Here is a 24183-nt window from a genome sequence, read left to right as displayed (position 1 = left end):
TGCAATCCGGGTATACCGCAAAGGAACTAGGGCAGTCCCTTACACCAAACGGACCCGGAAGGATGGCGCGACGCGTTTCCGGGGCACGGTTCGCGGCCAGGGTGAAAGGCCTGCGGCCACTCTTTCCGCTCTTGCTCAACATGCGGGATGCCGGGGTATCGCGCGATACCTCGGAGACGCTCACGCCGTGACAGCCGCTGTCACGGCATTCCTCAATCAACGCTTGTCGGTTTCGAACAGGATGGCCTGCATCGGATAGCGCATGGGGCTGCTGCCGAGTTCCTTGCGGAACGCTTCGGCCAGCGCGTCGGTGATCGCCTCGGGATCGACACCGCCGCGGTCGCGGATTTCGAACAGAACCGGGGTGTAGACCAGCGCCCGGGCAAAGGCGGAGACATCGAGAATCTCATACTCGTGGCGTTGTACCGAGATCACGATGGGGTCGAAACCGGCGCGCAGCAGCTTTTCCTTGATCGGGTCGATCTGGTGGCAGGCCACGGGGTCGAGCAGAAAGCGGGGCGGGTTGTCCGGGAAGAATCGCTTGAAGACCTCGAAGCTGACGCTGGCGAACGGATTGTAGTGTTCCGAGTCCCAGACGCGGAACAGGTAGCGTCCGCCGCGCTTGAGGGTCCGATAAGCTTCCCGGAAAGCCACCGCCTTGTCGAAGAACATCACGCCGAATTGGCAGACGATCGCATCGAAGGTTTCGTCGTCAAAGGGCAGCGCCATCGCATCGGCATTCTGAAAGGTGACGCGTTCGCCCGGGCGGAACTTGCTGCGGGCCAGTGCCATCATCGAATCGCTGATGTCGATGGCCGTCAGGTGGGAGGTCTCCGGCATCAGGTTCCGCAGGTGGCGGGTGACGATGCCGGTACCCGCGGCGATCTCGAGTACATCCCGCGGCGCGAGTTCGGCAATGCGGCGGGCCGTGTCGGCGCCGTAATGCTCGAACAGCACGGGCCCCAGGTCGCGGTCGTAGGGGATCACCACATCGTCGACATAACCGGTCATGAACGTACTCCAAAGCGAGTGATTTAGGCGTCGGACCCGGGCCGGGCGTAACGGTTCACGCCTCCCCCTCGCGGGAGCGGGCGGGGAGGTCGAGACTCGCCGTGAATCCGTCCCTGGACGCTAGCCTGCGGGTTCCCTCCCGCAGACGGCCTCGCCCTCCCGACCCGCTCCCACTACCCAGCAATGGGGGGTGAATGGTTACGGTCGAGCTTCCGGAATTCGCGCGGCGCGCGGTGTTGCCATTATTTCACCGGGTGGGCCGCGAGCAGGTTCGGCGGGGGACCGATGGGCTCGAAGTTCTTCAACAAGGGAATGTCGTTCTTACTGACCCAGCGCGGCGTGAAGTCAAAGTTGCCCTGCGGTCCCCAGCCGCCGGTGAACTGCTGGCCGTCGGGCGTGAAGGTCCAGCACATATCCTCGCCGGCAGTATTGATCGTATCGCCCAGATTCAGGGGTTCCTGCCAGTCACCCTTTGCGTTCCGGTACGCAATCCATTCGTCGTGCCCGCCACGCGAGGCAAGGTCGGGCCGGTTGCTGGTGACGATCAGGCTCTGGCCGTCGCGTGACAGGCCGGTCCAATGCAAATGATCGCGGTACGGTGAGTTGAGGCGCGGTCCCAGGCTCTGCGGCGGTTGCCAGACGCCATTCTTCTTTTCGACCTTCCAGACATCGCTGTCCTGCGTGACGCCGGGCTGCTGGTAGTTGAAGTAAATCAGGCTGTCGGAAGCGATGACGGGGCAATGTTCCTCGCCGGTCGCGGTGTTGAGGTGCGGCAGCTCGGGGACGTCATTCCAGTTCCGGGCCGGCTGCCAGACACCGTCTACCTGCTGCGCGACGTACAGATCGCCCGTCGACAGGTTGCCGGCCTCGTATCGCGTGAAATAGATCAGTTGGCCGTCGTCCGAGAAACTGGCCTCCAGTTCCCAGGCCGGCGTGTTGAGATTCGGGCCGACGGTCGGATCGATACCCGGCCCCAGCGGGACGGGCGGCTGCCACACGTCGTTGACCTTATGGGCCAGCCAGATATCGAAGTTGTAGGGTGTCCCCGACTCGATGCTCCCGGGGCGGGTCGACGTGAACAGGGCCGTCTTGCCGTCGGCGCTGTAGGTGATCTCGAAGTTCGAGCCCGCGGATGCCAGCCCGCCGCCCATGGGGTGCGAAGTGGCGGGAGGCTCGGTGCCGACCCCTCCGGTCATGTCCATACCCGGCATGGCTTGGGCAATTCCCCCGGTCAACAGCAGCGCGGTCAGTGCGCGCAGGATTCGTCCGACATCAGCTTTCATTGGCCTGCAACCTCTCGGCACGCTACGGTGCCTGGACCCGTTCGAAACAATGATGAGCATGGACAAAGGCGCCGGCCTCTTTGGCCGATCTTCATCAAGGCGACTGATCGATGCGACCCGGCCGCAACCGATCACACATCCACAAAGACGTCGGAACCGTGAACCCGTACCGAAGCTGCGCGCACAGGGCGCGGAATGCGAAAATGCCGGGCTTGTTTACCTGGTACCGCGTTCGCCATGCTTGATGCCCTGCACGATTTTACGATGAATGTCCTGGATCCGATCGGGATTTGGCTCGGGCTGGTACTGGCGGTCCCGGTTTTCTGGACCTGGTGGGACGTCGTCATTGGACGCCGCCGGCGGCGGCAGCGGTGGTTCGATCAGGTGCGGCGCGAACCGGGCCAGCGCCCGGCGATTCTCCTGGTGGACCTGAAATCCAACATGGACATTCGCGTGCAGGTCGAGAATTTTCGCATGGGCGAGGAGGGCTTGAAGGACATTCCCGAGGAGCGCATCGCGCGGGTGTTTCGCGACAAGCCGCTGACGCCCGAGGCGATTCCGGAATTGCTCTACGAGGTGCGCGACCGCAGTGCCGAATTCATGCGCCAGGGCATCGACACGATCCATTTGTTCTATGCCGGACCGCTGGCGCCGATGGCCATGATCGGTGCGTCCTTCGGCAATGGCTTTCGGGTGCTGGTCTATCAGCACCAACCCGGCAGCGGCGGGCGCTACGAGAACTGGGGGCCGCTGAAACCACCGCAATAGCGAAATTCTTCAGGCCCATGATGGCGCTGCACCCGAGAGGTTCCCCGTCGGAGCCCGGCCCTCCGGGCGAACCAACGCTGCCCTCGACGCCGCGCGATTCGCCGAGAGGGCTCGGCTCCTACAGACACGCCTCGGGATGCCGGTTACCGCCCGACGGACAGATCAAACCCGTCGCATCCGCGATCGCGCTGCGCCCGAGAGTTTCCTTGTAGGAGCCCGGCCCTCAGGGCGAACCAGCGTTGCCCTCGACGCTGCGCGATTCGCCGAGAGGGCTCACAGCAGACCCGAGGGATCAGAACATCATGAAGGCGATGGCGCCCAGCAGACCGACGGTAAGCGTGAGCGTGGCCGCAGGGCGCTCGCGCAGCGTCGGGCCCAGATTGCCCTTCAGGCTGCGGAAGGCTTCGGTGGTCGCCGCCGTTGCGCGACGCGTCTCGGCAATCGTCTTCTGCACAAAGCGGATCAGCAGGTAGATCAGCCCGGCCAGGGCGGTCCACGCAAGCACGCCCTGCGCCTGCCGGGGCGACAGGTGCAGCAAGTGTTCAAGCAGGTGCTCCAGCGGCACTTCGACCACTTCGATCAACAGGTGCAACACATGGCCCAGCGTCGGGAGCACCGCATCGCCAACGAGGATCAGAGTCGGCACCGCGATGGAGAGACCGCTCAGGCACGGATACGCGCGCATCAGCGCGCGCAGTTCAGCGATGGGTTTACTCTGGATGAAGTTCACGGGATATCTCGCGATTCGGATTCGGGGCTACCTGTCGCTGCCCGCCCCGCAGCGGGACCGTAGCCCAGCGGTTTCATCTGATACGTGCCAAGCAACAAAAAGGCCAGCAGGTAGCGTGGGTGCCGTACCGCATCGGGCGGACTCCCCAAACGTGACAGCTATCGGCGGCAGTCGCAGGAATGCTGCGTTGCAGTGCAGTCGTGCACCAAACGGGGCCGGGCGCCAAGCCGGCGCCGCGGTGAATCCCTCTCTAGAAGGCGTTTCAGCTGCTCGCGTTCATGCGGGCGTGCAGAAAATCGACGATGCTGATCAGGTCCACGTTCTGGCTCTCGGCGTCGCGGCGCCCCCGGTATTCCAGCGTGCCGGCATCGAGGCCGCGCTCGCTGATCACGACCCTGTGTGGAATGCCGATGAGTTCCATGTCGGCGAACATGACGCCGGGCCGGGCCTTGCGATCGTCGTACAACACGTCGAATCCAGCCTCGCGCAAGGTGCCGTAAAGTTCCTCGGCAGCCGCGGCGAGCCGTTCGGAGGTGTGCATGTTGATGGGCACCAGGGCAACCTGGAACGGCGCGATCGGTTCGGGCCAGATGACGCCGCGCTCGTCGTGGTTTTGTTCGATGGCCGCGGCGACGACGCGCGAGACGCCGATGCCGTAGCACCCCATGATCGCGACCTCGCTCTGTCCCTGCTCGTTGAGCACCTCGGCCTTCATGGCCGCGCTGTATTTGGTGCCGAGCTGGAAGATGTGGCCCACCTCGATGCCGCGGGCGATGCGCAGCGTGCCTTTGCCGTCCGGGCTGGGGTCGCCTTCGACCACCTTCCGCAGATCGGCGACGCGCTCCGGCTCGGGCAGGTCGCGGTCAAAGCTGACCCCGGTGTAGTGAAACCCGGCCTCGTTGGCACCGCAGACGAAATCGTTCAGGGCGAGCACGGCGCGGTCGGCGATGAGGCTAACGGTTTCCGGTGCACCGACCGGGCCGATATAACCGGCACGGCAACCCATGTACCGCTCGATTTCCTCATCCTCCGCGAAGCGCAGTTCGGCCAGTTCCGGCAGCTTGCGGGCCTTGATCTCGTTCAGTTCATGGTCGCCGCGCAGCAGCAGCAGATGGAACTGCTCGCCGCTCATGACCGCGATGGCCTTCACGACACGCTGCGGCGGAAGACCGAGGAACTCGCTGACCTCTTCGATGGTTTTCTTGCCGGGCGTGGCCACCTTCTCCATCGCTTCGGCCGTCGGCGGGCGCGGGGTGGTCGGGCTGACGGCTTCGGCCATTTCGACATTAGCGGCGTAGTCGCTCTGATCGGAAAACGCGATGGCGTCTTCGCCCGAATCGGCCAGCACATGGAATTCGTGCGACAGACTGCCGCCGATCGCGCCGGTATCCGCCAACACCGGCCGGAACTCCAGGCCCAGGCGTGTGAAGATACGGCTGTAGGCCTGGTACATTGCGTCGTAGGTCTGCTGCAGGCATTCCCGGTCGCGGTGGAAGGAATAGGCATCCTTCATGATGAACTCGCGCGCCCGCATGACGCCGAAGCGCGGACGAATCTCGTCGCGGAATTTGGTCTGGATCTGGTAGTAGGTGATCGGGAGTTGCTTGTAGCTCTTGATCTCGCCTCGCGCCAGGTCGGTGATGATCTCCTCGTGCGTAGGGCCGAGGCAGAAGTCGCGGTCATGGCGATCTTTCAGGCGCGCCAGTTCGGGCCCGTACAGTTCCCAGCGACCGGACTCCATCCACAATTCGGCGGGCTGCACCGCGGGCATCAACACCTCCAGCGCGCCGGTACGGTCCATCTCCTCGCGCACGATGCGCTCGACCTTGCGCAGCACCCGAACACCCAGGGGAAGCCAGTTATAGAGGCCGGCAGCCAGTTTGCGGATCAGCCCGGCTCGGAGCATCAGTTTGTGGCTGACGATCTCGGCGTCGGCGGGCGTTTCCTTGACGGTGTTCAACGGGAACTGGCTGGTGCGCATGGTGGGGGGAGCGTCCTGTGTTTGCATTCGATTGGCTATTGTAGCGACAGGGGCCCCGGACCGTCAGCTTCGCAGCAAGGTTCCGGCATGCCCTGACGCGCCATTTCGGGGCCTGCGGGATTAAGATACCGCCGCGAGCCGGCGGCGGTACCTCCGGCGTCGACGCACCGGCACAAGCCGTCGGAGCTGATCCGGTCGCTCTCGGACCACGACACCCATTAAAAAACGAGTTAAAAACGAGCAGGACGACCATGCTGACACGACGCCGCTTTCTGGGCCAATCCGCACTCGGCATGCTGACGCTGGCGGGCGGCTGCGCTCCGGCGAGCCTGGTGCGCCTGAAGGACCGGGCGCCAGTCGTCACCACCGATGCACGGTCGCTCGCGGTGAAGGCGCGACGGACGGCACTGCGGGATCGCGTCTTGGGTTACCCGATCAACATGTTGATGCCGAACGACGACTTCTTCGCCTGGCGGCAACAACTCCAAGCCGTCGGCATCGGGCGTGTGGCGTATAACAACGTGGGCAATCCGTTCGAGCGCAGCTCGATGCTGTACGACACCCGCGACATCGAAAAGCGGGTGATCCTGGATTTCGCGCCGCTCTATGGCTTCGCTCCGGACGACACCTGGGGCTTCGTGTCGAACAGCGGCACCGACAGCAATATGCATGGCATGTACATGGGCCGGACCCTGCTGAAGGCTCGTACAGGGGTGTTGCCCAAGGCTTATTTCACGGTCGAGGCGCATTACTCGATCCAGATCCTGCAGGATCTGCTGGGCATCGAGCGGGTGCTGGTCGGCACGCGGCCCGACGGCAGTATGGACCCGGCGGATCTGCAGCAGAAACTGGCGGCCAATGCCGATAGCCCGGCGCTGGTCGTCCCGACGTTAGGCACCACCTTCAAGGGTGCGATCGATCCGCTGGACGAAATCCAGGCCGCACTACAAGGCCATGCCGCATATGTCCATCTGGACGCTGCACTCTTCGGCGGCTATCTGCCGTACACCCGCCATGCGGTCGAACTGCTGCGGGGGGGATCTTCGGGTATCCCGGCCCGTTACGACTCGATCGCGGTCTCCTGCCACAAGTTCTTCGGATTTCCGGCACCGGCCGGGCTTTACCTGACGACGGCGGCGAGCTTTGAGGAATTCCACCGCCATTTCAGTCGCGTCCACAATCCCGAATATATACGCCATGTTCCGGGCACCATCACGTGTTCACGTGACGCGGTCAAGCCGGCGGAATTCCACTATTTCACGACCACTGGCGCGCGCGCGGCACTGACGGAGAACGCGAACGGCATCCTGCAGCGAACCGGTTGGCTGCTGGATCAGCTACGCACCCGCTTGCCCCAGTACCGGGCAACCCGGGCGAACGAACTATCCAACACCGTGTGTTTTCGTCAGCCGAGTCAGGCGCTCATCACGAAGTATTCGCTGGCCACGATGCGTCAGTCGTTTGACGGCAAGGCGGACGAGTGCGCGCATGTGGTCGTAATGCCGCACGCCAGCGAAGCCATTCTGAGCGAGTTCCTCGCCGACCTGGAAGCCGATACCCGCGTGCCGACCTGAGTGTCGAGCGGGGCGGAGATGGGCGCGGCGGCACGACGGCGGGCGCCGCCGCGTAGGGATTCGGTGCAGCGGGGCAGGGATCGCCTGAGACTCGGGCGAATCACACCGCCATGCAAGAGAGCCGACGGGCAGGCATCAGCAGCCTGCCGCAGGTCTTGTCACGGCTGCCCGCCTCTCGGGATGGGTTACTTTTCGGTATGCCCGCCGAACTGGTAGCGCATCGCCGAGATAATCTTGCAGGCGAACTCGTCTTCACCGCGGGAGGAGAAACGCTGGAACAAGGCTGCAGTGAGTACCGGCGCCGGCGTGCCCTCCGCGATCGCGGCCTCGATGGTCCAGCGGCCTTCGCCCGAATCGGACACGCGTCCGCCGAAATGCCCCAGGTCCGGGGACTGGGACAGCGCGTTGGCCGTCAGGTCCAGCAGCCACGAGGTGACCACGCTGCCGCGGCGCCACAATTCGGCGATGTCGCCGAGATCGAGGTCGTACTGATAGTGTTCGGGGTGGCGCAGCGGCGTCGTCTCCGCGTCGGCCGCCCGGCCCTGTTTGCCGATATTGGCGCGGTGCAGGATGTTGAAGCCTTCGGCATAGGCGGCCATCATGCCGTACTCGATGCCGTTGTGGACCATTTTGACGAAATGCCCGGCCCCGGCGGGACCGCAATGCAGATACCCCTGTTCCGCCGTGCCGATGCGGCCGTCGCGACCCTCGGCCGGCGGCACATCGCCCTGGCCCGGGGCCAGCGTCCGGAAGATCGGGTCGAGGTGCTGCACGGTCTTGGTTTCCCCACCGATCATCAGGCAGTAGCCGCGTTCCAGTCCCCAGACGCCACCACTGGTGCCGACATCGACGTAATGCAGTCCTTCCGGCGCCAGTTCCTTCGCGCGCCGGATGTCGTCGATGTAATGCGTGTTGCCGCCATCGATCAGGATGTCGCCGGGCTCCAGATGCTCCTTGAGCCGGGTGATCGTCGAATCGACGATGGCCGCCGGCAGCATGATCCAGATGGCGCGCGGCGCTTCCAGGCCCGCCACGAACGACGCCAGGTCGCTCGTGCCGTGGGCGCCGGCCGCGCTCAGCGAACGTACCGATTCCGGGTTCACATCGTAGACCGTGCATTGATGGCCCGCATTGAGCAGGCGGCGCACCATGTTGGCGCCCATGCGACCCAAACCGATCATGCCTAATTGCATCGTGTCACTCCAAAGTTCTGTAATCGTAGAGGGTTGAGTGGCTGACGCCCGGCGGCGTCTGCGGCCACCGCGTTGCGGCGCCGTTGCGCTGCGCACGCCCGGTCACCCGAGGTTCCTGGCGGGGAGCTAGCAAGTAACGCACCATCGAACGCCGATCGGCTGCGCCCCATTCCCCGCGGCCGCGCGTGATTTTACTGGAACTGGTTGACGGCTTGGTGTCGGGCGCGGACTTTGGGCTCGGGTCGTTTGAGTTGGATCGTCGATGGCACGCCACCCGCCGGGCGGGTGACAGGCGGCCCACCGCTGCGGTCAATATTCGAACTGATACAGCACGCCGGCACTGCTGGCGCCCGTGCTGGTTGCCGTGGCGTTGTTGTTGCCGGCTCCGACCGTGCCCTCGAGCTTGAGTCCTTCGGTAACGTCGATCTGCACCGCGGCCTGCGGGATGGCGCTACCACCGCTGAAACCTTGTTTCGCGCCGAGGTAGACGCCGGGCGCGACATAGCGCCCCGCCTCCAGTGTGGGCGCACCGGCTTTCGTGCTGCCGACCGCGAGGCGGTCCAGTCCCAGTCCCTTGCGCACCGTTTCGAGGGGATTCGTCAGACCCGATGTGACGCCGGTCAGCGAGGCAAGGGCACCGGCAATCTGCGCCAGTTCGAGCGGACTCAGGGCGGCGGAACCCCGGCCGAACAGCAATTGCGCCAGAATCTCGTCCTGCGGCAGTTCCGGCACGCTGGTCAGCGTGATCTTCGGCTTACGGGCCGTGCCACCGACGGCGAGCGTCGCCGTGATGTTGTTGTTGGTCGCATTCGCGACGAAATCCAGCGTCGGATTGGTCAGCGTGCCGCCGTCGAAGCCGACCTCGCCGCGGCTGAAGGTCAGCGTCTTGCCCATCAAGGTGAACTGCCCGCGACGCATCGCGAAACGGCCATTCGGTTGCGGTGCGTTCGCGGTGCCGAGCAGGTGGATCTTTCCGTACATCTCGGCATCGAGGCCGCGGCCCCGGACGAAGATCTCGTCGGTGGCATCGATCGTCAGGTCGACTCCGATGTCCGGACCGGCTGCGGGCGGCGGGGGAGGGGGCGCACCCGGCACCCGCACGTCGAGCACGGCAATCGTGGCGGGAATGTGCTCCGGAATACGGATCTCGGCCCGGCGGATGTGGATGTTGCCGGCCGCGGCCAAGCGCTGGTGGGCATCGCCATGCAGCGTCAGGTTCGAATCGAGCGTGACGGTCATCCGGTCGCTGGACAGCGGGCGTGCGTTGCGGGCGGTCAGGGTCAGATCGATCGGTAGCTCCGCCTGTAGCACGCCGATGCTGCCACGCATGTCGATACGACCCGGCCCCGCATGGGCTTCCAGTCGGTCGATCCGCAGCCGATCGCCGTCCGACTGTACCGATGCGGTCAGGTCGGACAGGCGCAAGCCGATCGCATAGTCCTCGAATTCGCCTTGCGACAGCTGGAAGCCGCCCGTGATGGCCGGCTCGCCCAGCGTGCCCCGGAGACCGGCATTCAGTGCGATGCGGCCTCGAGCGCGCCGGCCCTCTGCCATCAACAGGGGATCCAGCAACTTCAGATCAACCGCCCCGTCCGCTTGCAGGTTCAGCGGCTGTGACGGTCGCAGCGGCACGTCGCCGCGCAGCGTGATCTGGGCGTTCGGCCCCCCTGTCAAGCGACCATCGAGGCGCGCAATCTCGCCGTCGAGCAGTGCATTGGCACTGAAATTAAGGGCCGGGAGACCTCGGGCAGCACCCGAGCGACCTTGCACACCGGTCACATCGACACGCACCGAACCGCGGGGCTGTGCCGGCGGGCCATTCAGGCGGGCGGATGCCTGCAGCCGACCGTCCAGAGCGTAATCGGGGTCGATCAGAGCCAAGGCGTCGGCCGGAACATCACGCAATTCCGCGGTAAGGTCCAGATCCGGCGACACGCGCCCGTCCACGTCGAGGGACGCTTGCCGCCACGCCAGACTCAGCCGGCTGACCGCGAGCGTGTCTCCGAACCCGAGATGCGCCGGGCGTCGCAGCCGGAGCACTTCCTGCCGCCAGGTAGCCTGCAGGGCCGACAGTTCGAGTTCGCGCTGCATGGCATCCAGAACCAGGGTGGCCGTCAGAGCGGCGGGCGCGCCGCGGACACCCGGCAACTCGGCCTGCAGCCGCGTGGCCAGCGCCTCGGCGGGACCGGACGCGTCGATGCGTAACGAACCGCCCTCGACGGTACCCGTTCTCAGGCCTTTCAGTGCCAACTGTCCGCTGAACACCGGATGCACGAGCGGATCCTGCGCCGTGGCCTGCAAGCTGAGCGCCGCGGCCACGGCCGTCCCTTCGATACCGATGTCATGCCCCTCCGCATTCAGGCGCGCCTGCATGGCCCGGTCGCCGCGGCTGGTGTCCAGGGTGACGGTCAGCGTACCGGTCAGCGGAGCACGGGCCAGACGCCGCAGGTCTTCCATGCGACCGACGCGTGCCTCCACCTTGCCGATCGGCACGACCGACCCCGGTTGCAACGACAGAGCACCGGTCGCGTGCAGGCTCTTCCAGTCGAGTTTATCGATCCGTACACTGACCTCGCCGCCGAACACCGGCGTCGCAGCGACGGACAGGGACAACGGTGCATTCTCCAGGCTCCCTTGCGCGGTGAGTGTCCCCGACGGCTGGCCGGGCAGGCCGGTCACCTTGAGTTTCGCGTTCAACGGGCCGCTCGGTATCCCACGGGCCGAAACGTCGCCGGCGAGCGTGGCATCCAGCGCCAGCGCCGCCGGTGGCCCGGTCAGCGCGCCATCGACGTTCAGGCGCCCGCGCAATTCCGGCGACAAGGCCTTGAGGTCAAGGAGCGCGAGCTTGTACTTCAGGGCAACGGCCTGCGGGCTCGCGCTTCCGTCGGCGGCCAGCGACAGCGCCTTGCCGTCGAACTGAAACTGCGGGAGGGTCACCTCCGTGCCCCGGATCTGCGCGGCCGCTCGGAACGTCGCGGCGGGTCCGATCAATGCGGGCAATGGAGCAGCGCCGGTTTTGGTCGCCAGCTTTCCATTCACATCGATTTGCAGGCCGTTCTGCTGCTCGGTGACGCGAAAGTCCAGGGCCGCCGTGCCCTGCAGGTCGACCCCGAAACCGGCCAGGACCGGTGCCAGCGCCGGCAGCGCCAGATTGCCTTCGACCTGCCGCTTGCCGACGGTGACTGCCGTGCCATCCACGCCGAGCAGGGGATGCCGCAGCTTGAAAGCGATCGGCCGGTTCTTCGCGCGCAAATCGGCGGATGCCGACAACGTCAGGGGATGGTTCTCGAGCAAGCCCGGGCTGGGGCCGGGCAATCTCACGCCGGATGCTTCGGCTTGCACCTGGACTCGCTCGGCGTCCCCGCGAAGATCGGCGGTCAGGCTGCGGACGGTCGCTCCCCCGGCCGTCAACTGCCCAATCTGCGCGCTGCCGTTGGCCTTGGGGCCGGCAAAGGGTCCGTCAATGTGCGCAGTCACCTGAACGGACTGCCAGGACAGATCCGGGCGCGGCTTCATGGCCGGCGCCGTCAGCTTGATGGTCACCCGGGCGGTGCTGGCGGACCAATCGATTGCGCCGCCAGCCTCGGCGCGCAACGGACCGGCCTTCAGATTCAAAACGATGCGACTGTCCGACCAGGGACCCTCCATGCTTGCCCGGGCCTGAATCGAACCGAGATCGGGCAGTCCTGCGAGACCCGCCAGCAGACCTTGAGGAGGCTCGTTGACGATGGCCTGCAGCTGGGTTCCGTCGGGGCTCACGGCACCGACGAGACGATAGCTGCCGGGAGCGTCGGTGCGTTCAATCTGCAGGTCGGCGCTCCCCCGGTCCAGGGCGCTGAGGTCGCCGCTGCCGGTGATGCGTAAACTCATCGGAGCTCCTGCGACCGTGGCGGCGAGGTCGCAACGGGCGACGGACAGTTCGCGGAACGCAAAAAACAGCGGCAGGGAGTTATCTTCTTCGGGATCCTCAGGGTATTCCGGCACCCGCTGCATGACGATATGGCCCACGGTAAGGCGATCGATGTCGGCGCGGCCCTGGAACAGGTGGCGGGCGGACCAGTCGAGCGCTACGTCGTCAAGGTGACCCCACACCCCGGCCGGGTCGATCAACTCGATCCGCGCGACCCGCAAGCGGTCCGGAAACCGTCCTGACAAACCCGAGATCGCGGCCTCACCTTCGCTGAGCAACGGTGTGACGCGCTCGATCAAGCGTAAGCCCGGCGCCGTGTTCAGGAAGAGAAGCAGACCGGTCAGCAGCAGGACCAAGCCCACCAGGATGCGTGTAAGCCACAGGACCAGGCGTCGCATCAGAAAGCCTGCCCGAGACCGAGATAGAGTTCGAAGGACCCGCTGTTCGCCTCGGGCGTCACCGGCACGGCCACGTCGATGCGAATGGGGCCGAGGGAAGTGTAATAGCGCGCGCCCAGTCCGGCACCGATGCGCCAGCCGGCGGTGAAAGGCGCGCCGTTCGCCGATACCTGACCGGCATCCACGAAGGCGACAGCGCCGTAGTCCTCGAAGAAGCGCTGCCGGAACTCCAGGGTACCGGCTGCGACGGCCGTGCCACCTTGCGGCCGGTTGTCCGGAAATCGCGGGCCGACCGATTGAAAGCGAAAGCCGCGGACAGTTGCGCTGCCACCGGCGTAATAACGTTTGTCGGCCGGCAGGTCGAACTGGCTGACGCCGATGGCATACCCGATCAGGCCGCGTAGCGCAACGATACTGCGCCCGGGGTCTGCGATGTCGAAATAGGTCGATGCCGCCACCTGCGACAGCGCAAACGGTTCGGAGATGCGTCCCGCCACCGGCTGGATTGGCGTGAATTGTCCTGCTGCCCGGATACCCTCCGTGGGATCGAGGAGGTTGTCGGTATCGTCGTACTTGAGCGTGGCCGGCAGACTCAGCAGGGTATAGTCCGAGGTCGCGCCCTGCTGCGTGATGCTCTCCTGCTCGCCCGCGAGGCCGAGGCTTCCGCCCCAGTGTTCCGAGAAGCGCCGGTTGACCAGGACACCGGTGCTCGCGGCCGTCTGGTCGAACGCATCGAAGTGCTGTTTGACGGCGCCGAGACTGGCCTGGAAGGATTGCTCCCGCTGCAGCCAGTCCGGCTTGATGAACGTGATCGCGCCGTTGTAGCCCACCCCGATGGTGCTGTTGCCACCGAGTTGCGAGATGCCGATACTGAGATTGAGCTGTTCGGCGCTGCCGAGCAGATTGCGGTGGCGCCATGAGACGCCGGCGCTGCCGCCGATGTCGGTCGAATACGCGCCGCTGATGCTGGCCACCCGCTGTGGCCGCTCGGTGACGGAGAACTCGATGGGGAGTCGGCCTTGCTCGTCCAGCGCATCGGCCGGGCGCGCCCGCACCGACGAGAACACCCCGAGCGCGGAGAGATCCTGGCGCGCCTTCTCGATCGCCTCGGGATTGAAGGGTTCCCCCGGGGACACCATGACGCGCTGTTCTAGGAAGCTGTCGCGCATGCGGTCGGCGCCGGTCACGGAGATCTTTCCCAGATCGACGCTGGGGCCGGCGTCAACCTTGAACGTGATGTCGAGCACCTTGTCGGCGGTATACAAGGTCGCGATCGGCGGATCGACCTTGGCGAGCGCGTGGCCCTTCTGTCGCAACAGATCGATCAGGCGGCCGTGCGCGGCCAGCACCAGCGACGCGGCGGCCGGCGCACCAGGGGAAAGCCCTAGCTCCGCCCGGACGTCGGCGGGCGCATCCCCTTCGACGACGATCTTGCGGAGACGGAACAGGGGACCCAACTCGACTGCAACGAGCACCGGGATCGGCGGATCCGCGGGCGCCCGGTCGAGGCGCGCCAGCAGGCCGGCGTCGTCGAGTCCTTTGCCGCCGATCGTGACGCTGACTTTCCCATCGTAATAGCCGAAGCTACGCAGCGCGCTGACGAAGCGCTCGCTGTCCTCACGTGCCCTCGCCACGAGAGCAAACGGCCCGACCGGGGCGCCTTCCTGCAGGCTGAGCAGGTTCGAGACGTCCTTCAAGGCCGCATCGAGCTCGGTCTGGCCCGTCTCGCGCAGGGTGACGGCATAGGGCTGCGGGTCGGCCGCGTTCGCGTTGGTGATGACGATCAGCAGAACGGCTGTTGGCAGCCAGCGCAGGCCACGGGCACCGCAGGCGGCCCATTCCGATCGCCACGGGACCAAAGCAGGCCGGAGCCCTCCGGGGGCTGCCGGTGCGGTTTCAGCCGCGCGGCACGACCGGCGAGCCATGGCCTATCGGGAATGCCCCCTCGATGGGACCAGACGTTCGCAGTGGCGCGGCCAGTGGGGCCGGGCGCGATGAGGTCTTGCGGCGACCGGTCGGGCAGTTGCGGATCAGATGGCTACCCCGCTCGCCGCGCGGGGTTCCGAAGCGGGATCGCAATGCACGCAGCGGGCCAGCGTGCCGGGGCAGGATCGCGGCATACCGACGCCGCCTGGCAACCCCGTCAATCCATCAACACCCACTGACATTCCTTGGGCATCCGGGAAATCTCGATATGGTGCGGGGCCTTGCGGCCAGGCGTGGGTGTCGTCGTCGGGGCCCGGAACCACCAGTCCATCGAGCTGTCGCAGCCATCCCCCGCCGGCAAGGGCTCCTGGGACTCGCATTGCGGGCTGTCAGGCGGACACGACAGGCGGGCATGGAAATGGTCGTCATGACCCCACCAAGGGCGAATCTTGCGCAACCAGGAGCGGTCGCCGGTCGTCGAGCGGCAGAGTTCCCGCTTGATGTGCGGATTGACGAAGATGCGCTCGACCCGGGGGACGCGGGAGGCAAATTCCAGCACCCGGGCATGTTTGTCGTCCCACAACATCTGATTCAGGCCGCTGCCGGTGCGGTTCAGCAAGCTCGGTGCATCGAGGTTGGAGCGCAGGGAATCCGCCCGGCCCAGCAGCGACGAGTCCATCGCAAACCAAACGTCGACATCGAGTCCGGTCTGGTGGCTGCGGTGCCCGAAAGGCGTGGGTCCGCCGCGCGGCTGGGACAAGTCTCCCACATGCAACACGCCGAGCCGGTCACGCGCCGTCGCGCGGCCGATAGATTCGATCATGTCCACCAGATGGGGATGTCCGAAGTTCCGGTGACGCTCGAGATGCATCACGTGATAACCGACACCATCGGCCGGCAGGGCCACGGCACCGGCCAGACAGCCTTTGGAGGTCTGACCGATCGCCTGAGGACGGCCGGGAGCCGGATTGGTCACCTGTGACCACTCTTTCGCGCAGGCAAACCCCGCAGTCAGCAGCAGGCCGGCCGCAGCGAGGCAGCGGAGGGAATTCGTCATCGTGTGTGCTGGTCTCGGCTTACGGAACAACCTACTCATCTCCCTTGCCTCCGTCGTCCAGATCGGCCTCCGCCGACTTGTCGGGATCGGCGTTCCGTCCCAGCGAAAAGCGGCGCTTGGCATTGATGACCCAGCCCTTGGCCTTGGCGATCTTGATATCGCGGATCTCTTCTTCGAGGATCAGACGCTGCCGTTCCAGCGCCAGCAGTTCGATCTCGCGCTTCAGTCGGTCCTCGGTATCCTCGACCATCCGGGCGCGGCGGTCCTGGTCCTTGAGGTCGATGTCCCGCTCGAGATCGCGCAGATGGGCCTCGGTCCGCAGCTGTTCCTCGCGCTGCCGCGCCTCACTGAGGCGTTGCTCGGCCTGGCGCCGTTCCTCGGCGGCGATTTCGGCTCGCAGATCTTCGAGCTCGCGCTCGCGCGCGGCCTGACGCAACTCCGCTTCCTTGCGGGCCAGTTCGAGCGCCTCGTGTTCCGCTGCCAGACGCCGTTCGCGCTCACGTTGCTCCAGTTCGAGCTGGCGTTGACTCTCGGCCTCGAGCAATTCGTTTCGGCGTCGCAGGAGTTCGTTGCGCAGGGCCCGGTAGCGGACGTCCTCTGTGGGCGCATCCAGCGACGCCCCGATCAAGCCTTCGAGATCGACCGTGACCGTGCAGCGCACCCGGCTCTGGATGTCGCGCAGAGCGAGGGTCTCCTGAATCGCGTTGACGATCCGACGCTCGATGGCGTGGCAGCCGTCCGTCAGCCAAACGGGGTTTTCCAGCGACTTGAGCTCTTCCTCGACGATATCGGTGAGCAAGGTGAGGAATGAGTTTCGGATATGCGATCCCAACGCGGGAAGACGCGTTAGATCCTGGCTGGCATAGCGGAACGTGGGCTGGAAGCGCAGTTCGACCGAGGTTTCCACGAAACAGCCGGGCAGCAGCTCGCGCGAGGGTATCGGCAGCGTCCACTCCTCGATCGGCAATTCGTAGACATCGTGAAAAAAGCGCCGGGAATAGCGCTGCGGCCGCGGAAAGACGCGGCGGAAGACACCCAGCCGGGAGACGACGACGGCCCTATCGCCCTCGAAACCGGCCTCCCAGGTCGCGTCCTCGAAGGTATCGTCAGCCATGGCTCTTCGGGTTCAACAGGACCCGCAAACGCTCGCCCGGATCGGGCAGGCGCGCCAGACCCTCGGCATCCGTGCGCAGACGATCGGCGATGATCGGATAGAGGTTCGGCGCGAATTCCACCGACCGGCGGTCCACCTTGCGAAGAAATCCCCGGTTCAACAGGAAGGCCACGACGAACATCCGCAACCAGTCGGCGTACCGACGCGCGCGTTCCAACTCGGTTTTCTCGATGACGAACTCCAGTTCGTCGTCGTCGTTGATACGGAATTCATTGAACTCGACGATGCCGCGAAAGGCCAGATCGCGCTCTTCGTCGGTCAACGGGCCCGGCGCCGTGAATTCCAGACGGTAGGACAGCACCAGCGTGAAGAAGTCGACCATGGCAGCGCAGGCCAGTGCGAACCAGGAAAGGTCTTCCCACATTGCGAACGACGGCGTCATGCCGCGTGCGAAGCTGCCATAGCTGACGAGTTTCGGCGGGGCGACGGTTTCGCCGCCCTGACCGGCGATCAACCGCTCGGCAACGCCGCTGACGTTGTTGACCGCGGCTATCACCTGATCGTACGCGGCCGCATTGCCGAGATCGAGCGAGAAGCGCTGCAAGGCCGATCGCGCCTCCTGGATCGGCGCATCCAGGGCCTGCAACTGGGACGCCAGTTCCTTAAGGCGGGACTGCTCCGACTGCTGCAGTTGGTTGAAGTGGCTCCACACGCGCCCACGCCCGATCTTTCCCCGGCGATTCTGCTGCTGACTCGGCAGCGCATTGAGAAAAGCCTGCTTCGCCTCGAGCGCCGATTTCTCCATGCGCGTGCGCTGGTCTGCGATCAGCGCCGCCTTCTGCCGCGTGACCGCGGTCAAGAAGCCATTGACCTCGGTGTTCAGCTGCCGCTCGCGATCCAGCAGAATGGTGTCCCGGTGGGACAGCTCATAGAACTTGAAGTAAGAAAACGAAACCGACACGAAGACCGCGATGGCCAAGGTGACATTGACGGTGATGAAGCGGGTGAGATTGGCGCGCCAGCGCACGCTCGCCAGTTCGAGCGAACAGATCACGATGACCGACTGCACGGCGACCGTGATGACGACAGCGATCCAGTCGGTGATGAAGTGCGATAGCCCGTAGTAGGTGGTGTAGCCAGAGGCCAGGCTCAACAACAGCACCAGAGGAATGGACCATATCTGGAGCAGTCCGACGAAGCTGGTCTGGACCGAATTCAGGAATTGGCCAATACGCCAGATGGATGAGGTCATGTCGGATTGAGATCGTCGCAGCAGTGGCCGGGGTCCCCGACGGCGGCGCAGCCGGCGGCCGAGAGCAATAGCGGGGCGTGTTTATCGTTCTTATTGTTGTTTGCGCAGATGGCCATCGTCGTTTGCCTGTTCGAGAGCCCGCCGATCATGGACCACTGTACTGATCGGAATTGTACGAACATAAGGAGTTCGATGACAACGTCACCCATTTCGGGTTTGACGGCGCGCGGCAGGCCGGCTCGGCATCTGCGCTAAGCTTTCGGGAGCCGGCAGGGGAGGGCGACGATGACGAACGATAACGTTTTGATTGGGCATGTGTGGGAAATCAGGGGCCGACGCATCTCCGCACGTTTGCTCGCGGATCCGCCGGGGGAGGCTGACAGCCCCGGCGCCCGGGGCCAGGTCGGCACCTTTGTCACGCTGCAGCAGGCGACGAGCCGCCTGATCGCCGTCGTGCAGGAGATGCGCGGGCTGGATGCGCGGATTCCCACCGCGGCAGGCGGCACGCTGATCGTGAATCCGCTGGGCGAGATCACCGCCGAGGGCCGCTTCCGGCGAGGCATCAGCGATTACCCCCTGCCCGGCGCCGAGGTCAGGACAGTCACGGCAGCCGATGTCGACGCCATCTTTGCCGGCGTCCGACCTCTCGATTTTCCGCTGGGACGGCTGAAGGATTACCCGGAAGCCCGGGTGTTTCTCGATCCCTCCAGTCTGTGCGGCCGTCATTTCGCGATTCTCGGTCAGTCGGGTTCCGGCAAGTCCTGGGCGGTGGCCTCGGTGTTGCAGCATCTGGTGGCGACGAGGCCGCGCGCGCACATCATTCTGCTCGATCTCCACGGCGAGTATTGCTGGGTCGACCGGGACGGCTCCGAGCGCAGCGCCTTCGATCCGGACTGCGTCCGCTACCTCGACGCGCGTCAACTGGAAATCCCCTATTGGCTGATGACCTTCGCCGAACTCGTCGATCTCCTGATCGATCCGAACGACGGCAACGCGCCCGTGCAGACCGCTTTTCTGCGTGACATCGTGCTCGATCTGAAGCGCAAGAATGGCGCGCAGTTTGGACTGCAGTCGATTTCGGTGGATTCGCCGGTCTATTTCCCGCTGACACGGGTCTATGAATCCTTCAAGGAGGCCAATGAACTCCGGACCGACTTCGGCAAGACACGCGGGCCGCTGTTCGGCCAGTTCGATCAGTTCCTGATCAAGCTGCAAAGCCGGCTGGCCGACGGGCGCTATGACTTCCTGCTGAATCCGTCACGCCGGAACTGCTCCGAGAGCCTTCCCGGCCTGTTGCGCGACTTCGTCGGGCTTGGGTCTCCGAAGCGTGCCATCAACGTGATCGATCTCAGCCCGGTCCCGTTCGACATCCGCCCCGGGATCGCGGCGCAAATCGGGCGCCTCGCCTTCGAATTCAATTACTGGAATCCGCGCGCCCGGGAGTTCCCGATCCTGCTGGTCTGCGAGGAAGCGCACGCCTACATTCCGCGGGACCCCGGATCGAGTTTCGCAGGTGCGCGCAAGTCGATGGAACGCATTGCCAAGGAAGGGCGCAAATACGGCGTCGCGCTGGCGGTCGTCAGCCAACGTCCGCAAGAACTGTCCGAGACGGTCCTGTCGCAATGCGGAACATACATCTGCCTCCGGCTGACGAATCCCGACGATCAGGCTTACGTGCGGCAGCTGGTTCCGGAGGGCGAATCGGATTTCGTGAATGTGCTGACCACGCTCGGGCGCGGCGAGGCGATGGCCCTGGGTGAGGCGGTGCCGGTGCCGATCCGCTTTCAGATCGACCGGCCCGATCCGGTGCCGAACAGCAGTGACGTCGATTATCACGGTTGTTGGCGCGACGGCCCGGAAGACCTGGACATCGAGGGCATCGTGGGCCGGTGGTGGCGCCAGGGACGTTGAGCCCTCGCCGCAGATGTAACGGTTCGCGCTTCCCCCTCGCGGGAGCAGGCGGGGAAGCCAAGACACGCCGTGAATCCGTCCCTGGAGGCTAGCGTGCGGGTTCCCTCCCGCAGACGGTCTCGCCCTCCCGGCCCGCTCCCACTACCCAGCATGAGGGGTGGTGAATGGTTACGCCGCAGCTTGCAGGGGGGTCGCAACGCAGGCGCCCACTGCCGCTTCGACCGCGGGCAACCCGCTCAGGCAACTGACCGGGAAAGGGTTCTGCTATAATGCGCGGTCTTTCCGTTTCAGTGGATTGCCGACGCTGCTTCCCCGCATTCGCTGGGGCTCCCGCATCCCGCTGAGGGCTTATTCTTTGCTCCGTCCCTGTTGAGACGCTGAATCAGACCAAGAGTTGCCATGGGTTCGTTTGCCAAGGAAGTCATCCCGGTCAATCTCGAAGATGAAATGAAGCAGTCGTACCTCGATTACGCGATGAGCGTGATCGTGGGACGGGCGCTTCCGGACGTGCGCGACGGGCTTAAGCCGGTGCACCGCCGCGTGCTCTACGCGATGCACGAACTCGGCAACGACTGGAACAAACCGTACAAGAAATCGGCCCGCGTGGTCGGTGACGTGATCGGTAAATATCATCCGCACGGCGATTCGGCCGTCTACGACACCATCGTGCGCATGGCGCAGCCGTTCTCGCTGCGCTACATGCTGATCGACGGCCAGGGCAACTTCGGGTCGGTCGACGGCGACCCGCCCGCGGCGATGCGTTACACCGAAGTCCGCATGGCGCGGATCGCCCACGAACTCCTGTCGGATCTCGACAAGGAGACCGTCGACTTCGTGCCGAACTACGACGAGTCGGAGCGCGAACCGTCGGTCATGCCGACGCGCGTGCCCAACCTGCTGGTCAACGGCTCGGCGGGTATTGCCGTCGGCATGGCGACAAACATTCCGCCGCACAACCTGACCGAAGTCATCAACGCCTGCCTGTTGCTGATCGAGAACCCCGCGGCCACCATCGAGCAATTGATGGAACACGTGCCGGGCCCCGACTTTCCGACGGCCGGCATCATCAACGGCGCCAGCGGCATCCGCGAGGCCTACCATACCGGCCGCGGGCGCATCCATATCCGGGCCCGGAGCCATTTCGAAGGCGCCGAGGACAGCGGTCGGCAAAGCATCGTCGTCACCGAGTTGCCGTATCAGGTCAACAAGGCCCGGCTGATGGAAAAAATCGCCGAGTTGGTCAAGGAAGGCAAGCTTGAAGGCATATCGGGCCTGCGTGACGAATCCGACAAGGACGGCATGCGCATGGTCGTCGAGCTGAAGCGCGGCGAGAGCGGCGAGGTCGTGCTGAACAATCTGTTCCAGCAGACCCAGATGCAGACGGTGTTCGGCATCAACATGGTCGCCCTGCTCGGTGGGCGGCCGCGCTGCCTCAACCTGAAGGAAATGCTGGCAGCGTTCATCGACCACCGCCGCGAAGTGGTCACCCGGCGGACGATCTTCGAACTGCGCAAGGCGCGCGAGCGCGCTCATGTCTTGGAAGGCCTGGCCGTGGCCCTGGCCAACATCGATGAAGTCATCGAACTGATCAAGACCTCGGCCAACCCGGCCGAAGCCAAGGAGCGGCTGCTCGGGCGGACCTGGCGCCCGGGGGTGGTGGCGGATTTGCTGGCGCGGGCCGAGGACGCGCAACGTTCCCGCCCCGAGTTGCTCACGGCCGAGTTTGGCCTCGTCGACGGGTTCTACCGTTTGTCGCCGGCCCAGGTCCAGGCCATCCTCGATCTGCGTCTGCACCGCCTGACGGGCCTGGAGCAGGACAAGATCGTCGACGAATACAAGGCGCTGCTGGGACAGATCGATGAGTTGCTCGCGATTCTGGCCAGTGACCGCCGCTTACTCGAAGTGATCCACGACGAACTGATGGCCGTGCGCGACCAGTTCGGCGACGCACGGCGGACCGAGATCATCGAAGGCCATCTGAATCTGTCGACCGCGGACCTGATCACCGAGGAAGACATGGTCGTGACGATGTCCCATGAGGGCTACGTCAAGTCGCAGCCGCTGTCGGCCTACCGCGCACAGCGCCGCGGCGGGCGAGGCAAGGCCGCCGCGGCAACCAAGGAAGAGGATTTCATCGAGAAGCTGATCGTGGCGAACACGCATGACACGATCCTGTGCTTTTCGAGCGTCGGCAAGGTGTACTGGCTGAAGGTCTACGATCTGCCGGTCGCCAGTCGGACCGCACGCGGCAAGCCGTTCGTCAACCTGTTGCCGCTGGAGGACGGTGAGCGCATCAACGCCATCCTGCCGATACGCGAGTTCGATGAGGCGCATTTCATTTTCATGGCCACGACGCTCGGCATCGTCAAAAAGGTGCCGCTGCGCGAATTCGAACGCCCGCGACCCAGCGGCAAGATTGCGATCGACCTGCGCGTCGACGACCGCCTGGTCAACGTCGCCGTGACGGACGGACAGCAGGACGTGATGTTGTTCAGCAACGCCGGCAAGGCCGTGTGCTTCAACGAGGTCGAGGTCCGCTCGATGGGGCGCACCGCGGTCGGGGTGCGCGGCATGACGCTGCAGGAAGGTCAGCGCGTGATTGCGCTGATGATCGGCACCGAGGGCACGGTACTGAACGTCACCGAGAACGGCTATGGTAAGCGCACACCCGTCAGCGATTTCCCGAAACATCGCCGCGGCGGGCAGGGCGTGATCGCGATCCAGACCACCGAGCGCAACGGCGCCGTGGTCGGCGCGGCACTGGTTGCCGACCAGGACGAACTGATGCTGATCACCGACGCCGGTACGCTGGTCCGCACCCGGGTCGAGGAGATTCGCGTGCTCGGCCGCAATACCCAGGGCGTGACCGTCATCCGACTGACGTCCGGCGAGAAGGTTGTAGGGATGGACCGCATACCCTATCTGCCGGGCGAAGGCGACGATGATGCCGGCGACGACGAGAATTTTGATGATGTATTGGAGTTAGACGAATGAAACGTGTGTACAACTTCAGCGCCGGGCCATCCACGATGCCCGAGGCCGTCCTGAATCGTGCCCGGGAAGAGATGCTGGATTATGCCGGCAGCGGCATGTCGGTGATGGAGATGAGCCATCGCGGCAAGGAGTTCATGGCGATCGCCGCCAAGGCCGAAGCCGATCTGCGCGAACTGATGGGCGTGCCGGACAACTACAAAGTCCTGTTCCTGCAGGGTGGCGCGACCACGCAGTTTGCGATGGTGCCGGTCAACCTGCTGCGCGGGAAGAAGTCCGCTGCCTATGTCGAGACCGGCCTGTGGTCGGAAAAGGCCGTCGCCGAAGCCAAGCGCTTCTGTGAGGTCAAGATCGCGGCGACCTCGAAGGCCGACAAGTATCTGATGATTCCGGACCGGGCCACCTGGCAGATCGATCCGGATGCGGCGTACCTGCACTACACGTCGAACGAGACCATCGGCGGCGTCGAATTCCCGGACATCCCGGATGCTGCCGGCCTGCCGCTGGTATGCGACATGTCTTCGAACATTCTGTCGCGCCCGATCGACGTTTCGCGCTTCGCCGTGATCTATGCCGGCGCGCAGAAAAATCTGGGTCCTGCCGGCATCACCGTCGTTATCGTGCGTGACGACGTGATGGGCGAGACACTGCCGCACACACCCTCGCTATTCGACTACCGGGCGCAGGCCGACGGCGGCTCGATGATCAACACGCCCCCGACCTATAACTGGTATTTGCTGGGCCTGATGCTCGAATGGATCCGCTCCGAAGGTGGGCTGGAAGCGATCGGCGAGCGCAACGCGCGCAAGGCCGCGAAGCTGTACGGTGTCATCGATACCTCGGATTTCTATTCGAATCCGGTCGATCCGGCGGTCCGGTCCCGGATGAATGTGCCGTTCCGGTTGCGCGATGCCTCGCTCGAGAAAACCTTCACGCAGGAAGCGAAGGCCGCGGGGCTGGTGACGCTCGACGGTCATCGCTCGGTGGGCGGCATGCGCGCCAGCATCTACAACGCGATGCCGGAGGCCGGCGTCGATGCGCTGATCGCCTTCATGGGCGATTTCGAACGCCGTTACGGCTGAGG

At 64.9% G+C, this 24183-nt stretch carries 15 protein-coding genes; 5 read left to right on the top strand and 10 right to left on the bottom strand.

The genetic code is table 11. From position 1 onward, the window contains the following. Positions 1-216 precede the first annotated feature (216 nt). The gene (locus BWR02_RS07030) at positions 217-1011 is read right to left on the bottom strand and encodes a class I SAM-dependent methyltransferase (RefSeq protein WP_139557038.1); all 795 of its coding nucleotides are present in this window, start codon (positions 1009-1011) and stop codon (positions 217-219) included. A 242-nt stretch (positions 1012-1253) separates the two neighbouring features. Beyond that, positions 1254-2294, bottom strand: a complete 1041-nt coding sequence (locus BWR02_RS07025) for a PD40 domain-containing protein (protein ID WP_139557037.1) — start codon at positions 2292-2294, stop codon at positions 1254-1256. A gap of 237 nt (positions 2295-2531) precedes the next feature. Here BWR02_RS07025 and BWR02_RS07020 point away from each other — a divergent pair, with 237 nt between their 5' ends. Further along, positions 2532-3062: a hypothetical protein gene (locus tag BWR02_RS07020; protein ID WP_139557036.1), complete on the top strand. Its 531-nt coding sequence runs from the start codon at positions 2532-2534 to the stop codon at positions 3060-3062. Positions 3063-3354: 292 nt separating this feature from the next. Here the strand turns inward: BWR02_RS07020 and BWR02_RS07015 are convergent, their stop codons facing one another. Further along, on the bottom strand, positions 3355-3792 hold the full coding sequence (locus BWR02_RS07015; protein ID WP_139557035.1) for a hypothetical protein: 438 nt from the start codon (positions 3790-3792) through the stop codon (positions 3355-3357). Between the two features lie 262 nt (positions 3793-4054). Then, positions 4055-5773 carry a proline--tRNA ligase gene (locus BWR02_RS07010; protein WP_139557034.1) on the bottom strand — a complete coding sequence of 573 codons (1719 nt, stop codon included), beginning with the start codon at positions 5771-5773 and terminating at the stop codon, positions 4055-4057. Between the two features lie 251 nt (positions 5774-6024). On the opposite strand from BWR02_RS07010, the gene BWR02_RS07005 reads away from it, so the two are divergent. Continuing rightward, a complete protein-coding gene (locus BWR02_RS07005; RefSeq protein ID WP_139557033.1) occupies positions 6025-7347 on the top strand; it encodes a pyridoxal-dependent decarboxylase in 1323 nt (440 codons plus the stop codon). A 185-nt stretch (positions 7348-7532) separates the two neighbouring features. Here BWR02_RS07005 and gnd read toward each other — a convergent pair whose 3' ends face one another. From gnd to BWR02_RS06975, 6 genes are all read right to left on the bottom strand, one after another. Beyond that, positions 7533-8540, bottom strand: coding sequence for a phosphogluconate dehydrogenase (NAD(+)-dependent, decarboxylating) (gnd, locus tag BWR02_RS07000; protein ID WP_139557032.1), 1008 nt, complete (start codon positions 8538-8540; stop codon positions 7533-7535). A 309-nt stretch (positions 8541-8849) separates the two neighbouring features. Then, positions 8850-12848, bottom strand: a complete 3999-nt coding sequence (locus BWR02_RS06995) for a translocation/assembly module TamB domain-containing protein (protein ID WP_139557031.1) — start codon at positions 12846-12848, stop codon at positions 8850-8852. Next, positions 12848-14773, bottom strand: coding sequence for an autotransporter assembly complex protein TamA (locus BWR02_RS06990; protein WP_139557030.1), 1926 nt, complete (start codon positions 14771-14773; stop codon positions 12848-12850). Before BWR02_RS06990 ends, BWR02_RS06995 begins: the two co-directional genes overlap by 1 nt. Before the next feature lie 218 nt (positions 14774-14991). Beyond that, a complete protein-coding gene (gene mepA, locus BWR02_RS06985) occupies positions 14992-15831 on the bottom strand; it encodes a penicillin-insensitive murein endopeptidase (RefSeq protein WP_139557029.1) in 840 nt (279 codons plus the stop codon). Between the two features lie 31 nt (positions 15832-15862). Continuing rightward, complete coding sequence (locus tag BWR02_RS06980; RefSeq protein ID WP_139557028.1) at positions 15863-16945, bottom strand: hypothetical protein; 1083 nt, start codon at positions 16943-16945, stop codon at positions 15863-15865. After that, positions 16938-18197, bottom strand: a complete 1260-nt coding sequence (locus tag BWR02_RS06975; protein ID WP_201276189.1) for a hypothetical protein — start codon at positions 18195-18197, stop codon at positions 16938-16940. Before BWR02_RS06975 ends, BWR02_RS06980 begins: the two co-directional genes overlap by 8 nt. Before the next feature lie 285 nt (positions 18198-18482). Between BWR02_RS06975 and BWR02_RS06970 the strand changes: the two genes are divergently transcribed. The 3 genes from BWR02_RS06970 to serC all read left to right on the top strand — a co-directional run bounded on the left by BWR02_RS06970 (position 18483) and on the right by serC (position 24181). Beyond that, the gene (locus BWR02_RS06970) at positions 18483-20108 is read left to right on the top strand and encodes an ATP-binding protein (RefSeq protein WP_139557027.1); all 1626 of its coding nucleotides are present in this window, start codon (positions 18483-18485) and stop codon (positions 20106-20108) included. A 399-nt stretch (positions 20109-20507) separates the two neighbouring features. Continuing rightward, the gene (gyrA, locus tag BWR02_RS06965) at positions 20508-23102 is read left to right on the top strand and encodes a DNA gyrase subunit A (protein ID WP_139557026.1); all 2595 of its coding nucleotides are present in this window, start codon (positions 20508-20510) and stop codon (positions 23100-23102) included. After that, positions 23099-24181: a 3-phosphoserine/phosphohydroxythreonine transaminase gene (gene serC, locus BWR02_RS06960; RefSeq protein ID WP_139557025.1), complete on the top strand. Its 1083-nt coding sequence runs from the start codon at positions 23099-23101 to the stop codon at positions 24179-24181. The genes gyrA and serC overlap by 4 nt, the downstream gene beginning before the upstream one ends. Positions 24182-24183 lie beyond the last annotated feature (2 nt).

The organism is Methylotetracoccus oryzae (assembly GCF_006175985.1).
In the GTDB taxonomy this organism is placed as follows: Bacteria; Pseudomonadota; Gammaproteobacteria; order Methylococcales; family Methylococcaceae; genus Methylotetracoccus; species Methylotetracoccus oryzae.
Note: the sequence above shows the minus strand (reverse complement) of the source record. Positions and strands in the feature narration are given on the sequence as shown.